The organism is Variovorax sp. P4_D9, from assembly GCF_056401695.1.
This window is the reverse complement of the sequence record NZ_JBFUIU010000545.1, coordinates 1-6165: the sequence shown is the minus strand read 5'-3', so window position 1 is coordinate 6165 and position 6165 is coordinate 1. Positions and strand designations below refer to the sequence as shown.

The following is a 6165-nucleotide window of genomic DNA, read 5'->3' as shown; positions in this document are numbered from 1 at the left end:
CGGCACCAGGGCCGCGGCACGCTGCAGATTCATGATGTCGACGTCGAAGTCGCGCACGTGCTCTTCGAGCGCGAGCGCGAACTTGGGGCCCTCGGTCTCGCGGATCGAGATGAAGTTCTCGATGCCCATGGTGTCGAGCACCTGGCCGCCGAAGCGCTCCGAGGCGACGCCGGTGCGAATGCCCTTGCGCGCCGCATACACCGCCGCAGCCGCGCCGGCCGGGCCGCCGCCGACGATCAGGACGTCGAACGGCTCCTTGCCGGCGACCTTCCTGGCCTCGCGCTCGACGCCGCTGGTGTCGATCTTGGCGAGGATTTCCTCGAGGCTCATGCGGCCCTGGCCGAACTTGGTGCCGTTCAGGAACACGGTCGGCACCGCCATGACCTGGCGCTCCTTGACTTCATCCTGGAACAGCGAGCCGTCGATCATCGTGGTCTTGATGCGCGGGTTCTGGATCGCCATTAGGTTCAGGGCCTGCACCACGTCCGGGCAGTTGTGGCAGGTCAGCGAGATGTAGATCTCGAACTCGAAGTCGCCGTCGAGCGCACGGATCTGCTGCAGCACGGTCTCGTCGACCTTCGGCGGGTAGCCGCCGACCTGCAGCAGCGCCAGCACCAGCGAAGTGAATTCATGGCCCATCGGGATGCCCGCGAAGCGCGGACCGTGGTTTTCGCTGGGCCGGTTGATCGAGAAGGAAGGCTTGCGATGGTTGTCGTCGCGGCTCTCGGAGATCTTCACCAGCGACGACGATTCGGCCACGTCCTTCAAAAGCGCCTGCAGTTCGTCCGACGCCTTGCCGTCATCGAGCGATGCGACGATCTCGACCGGCTGCGTGATGCGGTCGAGGTAGCTCTTGAGTTGCGATTTGGTGCCGGCGTCGAGCATGGTGAGACTCTCTTCTTGAATGCGATGGGAACAAAAAAGCCCGGGAGCGAGCGCGCCCGGGCTGTGGCGCGAACGAGGCGGCTTAGATCTTGCCGACCAGGTCGAACGAGGGCTTGAGCGATTCCGCGCCTTCGGTCCACTTGGCGGGGCAGACTTCGCCCGGGTGAGCGGCGACGTACTGGGCGGCCTTCACGCGGCGCAGCAGTTCGGAGGCGTCACGGCCGATGCCGTTGTCGTGCACTTCGATGGTCTTGATCTTGCCTTCGGGGTCGATCACGAAGGTGCCGCGGTAGGCCAGGCCGGCGTCTTCGCCTTCTTCGATCAGGACCTGGAAGGCGCGCGCCAGCTGCTGGCTCGGGTCGCCGATCAGCGGGTACTGCACCTTGGCGATGGTGTCCGAGGTGTCGTGCCAGGCCTTGTGGGTGAAGTGGGTGTCGGTCGACACGCCGTACACCTCGACGCCGAGCTTCTGGAATTCGGCGTAGTGGTCGGCCAGGTCGCCCAGTTCGGTCGGGCACACGAAGGTGAAGTCGGCCGGGTAGAACACCACGACCGACCACTTGCCCTTGAAGTTCTCGTTGCTGACGGGCACGAACTTGCCATTGTGATAAGCGGTGGCCTTGAACGGGACGATTTCGGTGTTGATCAGGGACATGTTGATTTCCTTGGTGTGGCTGATGAAAAGTGCGAGCGATTAGTATAACTACCAATCTTCATGATTTAATAGTGATGCGCTATGGAAAGCATTGCACACCCCTATGAATGCGAACAGCCATCAACCTCACACGCATGCAGACCGCTCCAACATGGAATTACTTGCACCGACGAGCGGCAGGCTCTCACAATCGATCTTTTAAGAACAAGGAATGACCATGAAGGGCGACCCACAAGTCATCGATCATCTCCAGGCGCAGCTCAAGAACGAGTTGACCGCGATCAACCAGTACTTCCTCCACTACCGGATGCTCAAGCACTGGGGCCTCGACAAGCTGGCCAAGAAGGAATACGACGAGTCGATCGGCGAGATGAAGCACGCCGACAAGATCATGGACCGGATCTTCATGCTCGACGGCCTGCCGAACCTGCAGGACCTGGCCAAGCTCCAGATCGGCGAAGACGTGCCCGAGATCCTCGAATGCGACCTGCGCTCCGAGACCGGTGCGCAAGCCACGATCAAGGCCGGCATCGCCCACTGCGAAAGCGTGCGCGACTATGTCTCGCGCGATCTGCTGCAGGAGATCCTGGACGACACCGAGGAGCACATCGATTTCCTCGAGACCCAGATCGACCTGGTCGGCAAGGTCGGGCTGCAGAACTACCTGCAGTCGCAGATGGGCGAGATCGAATAGGCGGGCGCTGCGCCATGCGAGCGGGGCAAGGCCCCGCTTTTTTTTTCGACTTTACGAAGCTTAATTGCTATCGAAATAGGAGCACCGAGACAAGGTACAGCAACGCCTGAAACGGCATCCCCTGGCTTCGATGCAGGCCGGCCCCGGACTTGCAAATAGAATTGATTCGCATTTGAGCGGCTAGAATTCCGCGTTCCGATGACTGCCGCCCCCTCCGACAACCGCCGCCGCGCCTACTGGCTGAAGACCCTGCACGAGTGGCACTGGGTCAGTTCGGCGCTCTGCCTGATCGGCCTGCTGCTGTTCGGCATCACGGGCTTCACGCTCAACCACGCGGCCGGCATCGAAGCCAGGCCGAAAGTAACGAGCCGAACCGCCACGGTGGACGATGCACTGCGCCAGGCGCTGCTGAAGCAGTTGCCGGCGGCCAAGGCGCAGAAGGGCAAGGCCGAACTGCCCGCCGATCTCCAGCGCTGGATCCGGCAACAGTGGGCCATCGACACGACCGGGCGCGACGCCGAGTGGTCGGACGACGAGATCTACCTGTCCCTGCCCCGCCCGGGCGGCGATGCCTGGCTGCGGTTGAGCCTGGCCGACGGCGAGGCCGAGTACGAGCGCACCGACCGCGGCTGGCTCTCGTACTTCAACGACCTGCACAAGGGCCGCAACAGCGGCGCCGCCTGGAGCTGGTTCATCGACATCTTCGCGGCCGCCACGCTGGTGTTCTCGATCACCGGGCTGTTCATTCTCAAGATGCACGCCGGCAACCGACCATTCACCTGGCCGGTGGTCGGCATGGGCCTGGTCGTTCCGGTGCTGCTCGCGCTGCTGTTCATCCACTGATCCAGGAAAAAGAGGTCTCTCGTGCAAGTTCGCTACTCCCTCGCGCTCGCCGCACTGTTCGGCGCACCGGCTTTCGCCGCGGGGCTCTCGGTCAACATCGAGGTGCCACGCCTCAACGTGGCCGAATACCACCGTCCCTACGTGGCGGCCTGGATCGAGCGGCCCGACCAGTCGGTGGCCGGCACGCTGGCGGTCTGGTACGACGTCAAGAACAAGGGCAATGCGGAAGGCGAAGGCACCAAGTGGCTCAAGGACATGCGGCAATGGTGGCGGCGCACCGGCCGCGAGCTGCAGATGCCGATCGATGGCGTCAGCAGCGCCACACGGCCCGCCGGCAAGCATCAGATCGCTGTTTCGGAAGTCGCTGTGGCGCTGCCCAAGCTGGCGCCGGGCGCCTACAAGCTGTACGTCGAGGCGGCGCGCGAGGTCGGCGGCCGCGAGATCGTGAGCATCCCCTTCCAGTGGCCGCCCGCGAAAGCCGAGCAGTCGCAGGTCGCGGGCAGCAGCGAACTGGGCGAAGTCTCGCTCGAACTCAAGCCCTGACTCCCTCCTCGTCTCCAACCTCCTCGGAACCCAACATGACGTTCACTCTGCGCACCCTCGCCCTCGGCATCGCCCTCTGCGCCGGCACCGCGGCCGTCCAGGCCCACAACGCCTGGCTGATGCCGTCGAGCACCGTGCTGTCGAAGGCGGACTGGATCACGGTCGACGCCGCGGTGTCGAACGACCTGTTCTTCTTCAACCACGTGCCGTTGAACATCGACAGCCTGGCGGTCACCGCGCCCGATGGCAGCACGCTCAAGCCCGAGAACGTCTTCAAGGGCAAGCTGCGCAGCGTGTTCGACCTGAACCTGACCCAGTCCGGCACCTACCGCGTCGCACTGCTCAACGAAGGCGTCTTCGCCCGCTGGAAGGACAAGGCCACCGGCCAGCCCAAGCGCGCCCGCGGCACGCCCGACAACATCGCGGGCCAGATCCCGGCCGATGCGCTGGAGGTCGAGATCACGCAGTCGACGGGCCGCAACGAGACCTTCGTCACCGTCGGCAAGCCCAGCGCGCTGCGCCCGACCGGCAAGGGCCTCGAGTTGGTCACAGCCAATCCGACGGATCTGGTGAAGGGCGAGAAGACCAGCTTCACGCTGCAGCTCGACGGCCAGCCCGCCAAGGAGCTCGAGGTCACGGTCACGCTGGGCAACACCCGCTATCGCGACAAGCTCGACGAACTCAAGCTCAAGACCGACGCCAAGGGCCAGTTCAGCGTGGCCTGGCCGGAAGCCGGCATGTACTGGCTCGACGCCAGCACGACGGACAAGAACACCTCGGTGCCGAAGGCCACGGAGCGCCGCCTGAGCTACGCCGCAACCCTGGAAGTGATGCCCTGAATTCCACCGCCGATCCGGCCGCGCCGCGGCCTTCGTTCGCGACGTGGCGCGCGGGCGGCTACGCCAACACGCCGCGGCCGCGCCGCGCCGACCCGCCGACCCTGCACTCGCTGGCGGGACGCAGCATGGGCACGACCTGGTCGCTGCGTTTCGACAATCCGCGCATGGTCGCGCTCGACGCGGTGCGMGCGGGCGCCCAGGCCGCACTCGACCGGGTGGTTGCGCAGATGAGCACCTGGGAGCCCGATTCGGACATCAGCCGCTTCAATCGTGCCGATCCCGGCAGCCGGCATGTGCTGGCGCCCGAGTTTGCCGAGGTACTGGCCTGTGCCCTGCAGTGGGCCGCCGCCAGCGGCGGGGCAATCGACCCGAGCATCGGGCCGCTGGTCGCGCTGTGGGGCTTCGGCGCCCATGCCGACCCGACCGTCGCAGAGCCGCCCTCCGCAGCGGCGCTGGCCCAGGCGTGCAAACAGGTCGGATGGCAGCGCCTGGCGCTCGACACCGACTTGCGCACCCTCGTGCAGCCGGGCGGTGCCGAGCTCGACCTGTCCGGCATCGCCAAGGGTTTCGCGGTCGACCAGGTCGCTGCCGCATTGCGAGCATTGGGACTGTCCGACTTCCTGGTCGAGGTCGGCGGCGAACTGCGGGCGGCCGGCCGCCGCCCCGGCGGCGATCCCTGGCAAGTGGACGTGGAAGCCCTGCCCGGAGCGACCCGCCGGGTGCCGCTCGACGACATGGCGATCGCGACCTCGGGCGACCGCTGGCATGTGCGCGAGCACCAGGGCCGGCGCTGGTCGCACACCCTCGATCCGCGCACCGGCGAGCCGGTCCGCCCCGCGCTTGCCTCGGTCACCGTGCTGCACCGCGAGTGCATGCAGGCCGATGCGCTCGCCACGGTGCTGACCGTGCTCGGGCCGGAGGACGGCCTGGCCTTCGCCGATCGCCATACGCTTCCGGCGCTCTTCGTCCGCCGGGACGGCGGGCAAGCGCGGGCGTTCACCAGCGCCCACTGGCCGACCCGCGCCCCATGAGCGATTCCGCCCTGCGGGCGCTGGCCGCGTGCCTGACGCTGCTCGCCTATCTCGGGCTCTGCGCGGCTATCTGGCTGCAGCAGCGCCGGCAGCGCGACGCCGCGGCGCAACGGGCCGCGGCGCTGGGCTGCAAGGTCCCGGGCGCCGCCACGCTGGTGCTGTTCGCAAGCCAGACCGGCCAGGCCGAGGCCCTGGCCTGGCAGACCGGCCGCTGGCTGCACGATGCCGGGACGCCGGCACGCGTGATGTCGCTCAATGACGCCGATGCGGATCTTCTTCACGGCGCACCGCGCGCACTGTTCATCGCCAGCACCTACGGCGAGGGCGACGCGCCCGACGGCGCCAGCGTCTTCGCCGAGCGCATGATGGGTGGCACGGCGGACCTGTCCTCGTTGCGCTACGCGGTGCTCGCGCTGGGCGACCGCCAGTACGCCAACTTCTGTCGCTTCGGGCGCCTGCTCGACGAATGGCTCCACGCAGCCGGCGCCACGCGCAGCTTCGATCGCATCGAGGTCGACAACGCGGAGCCCGCGGCGCTGGCCGCCTGGCAGGCGCAATGCGGCGGGGTGCCGGGCACTGGTCCGGTCGCGGCGGTCGAATCCGTAGCCGCGCCCTGGCGCCTGGCCAGGCGCAGCGTGCTGAACGACGGCAGCGCCGGCGCACCGGTCTATCTGC

8 protein-coding genes are annotated in these 6165 nt (G+C 66.8%); 6 read left to right on the top strand and 2 right to left on the bottom strand.

Going from position 1 to position 6165, the window contains the following annotated elements; translation table 11 throughout:
• Together AC1DY5_RS38280 and ahpC are read right to left on the bottom strand one after the other, a co-directional pair.
• On the bottom strand, positions 1-885 hold an 885-nt coding region (locus AC1DY5_RS38280; RefSeq protein WP_478119679.1), incomplete at its 3' end, for a thioredoxin family protein.
• A gap of 82 nt (positions 886-967) precedes the next feature.
• A complete protein-coding gene (gene ahpC, locus AC1DY5_RS38275) occupies positions 968-1540 on the bottom strand; it encodes an alkyl hydroperoxide reductase subunit C (RefSeq protein WP_478119678.1) in 573 nt (190 codons plus the stop codon).
• Positions 1541-1757: 217 nt separating this feature from the next.
• Between ahpC and bfr the strand changes: the two genes are divergently transcribed.
• From bfr to AC1DY5_RS38245, 6 genes are all read left to right on the top strand, one after another.
• Positions 1758-2234: a bacterioferritin gene (gene bfr, locus AC1DY5_RS38270; protein WP_478119677.1), complete on the top strand. Its 477-nt coding sequence runs from the start codon at positions 1758-1760 to the stop codon at positions 2232-2234.
• A 198-nt stretch (positions 2235-2432) separates the two neighbouring features.
• On the top strand, positions 2433-3077 hold the full coding sequence (locus AC1DY5_RS38265) for a PepSY-associated TM helix domain-containing protein (RefSeq protein WP_478119676.1): 645 nt from the start codon (positions 2433-2435) through the stop codon (positions 3075-3077).
• 21 nt (positions 3078-3098) lie between these two features.
• On the top strand, positions 3099-3620 hold the full coding sequence (locus AC1DY5_RS38260; protein ID WP_478119675.1) for a DUF2271 domain-containing protein: 522 nt from the start codon (positions 3099-3101) through the stop codon (positions 3618-3620).
• A 35-nt stretch (positions 3621-3655) separates the two neighbouring features.
• Positions 3656-4459 carry a DUF4198 domain-containing protein gene (locus tag AC1DY5_RS38255; RefSeq protein ID WP_478119674.1) on the top strand — a complete coding sequence of 268 codons (804 nt, stop codon included), beginning with the start codon at positions 3656-3658 and terminating at the stop codon, positions 4457-4459.
• 125 nt (positions 4460-4584) lie between these two features.
• Positions 4585-5490: an FAD:protein FMN transferase gene (locus tag AC1DY5_RS38250; RefSeq protein ID WP_478119673.1), complete on the top strand. Its 906-nt coding sequence runs from the start codon at positions 4585-4587 to the stop codon at positions 5488-5490.
• Positions 5487-6165 (top strand): flavodoxin domain-containing protein (locus tag AC1DY5_RS38245; protein WP_478119672.1); only part of this gene is annotated, 679 nt, incomplete at its 3' end. The genes AC1DY5_RS38250 and AC1DY5_RS38245, both read left to right, overlap by 4 nt.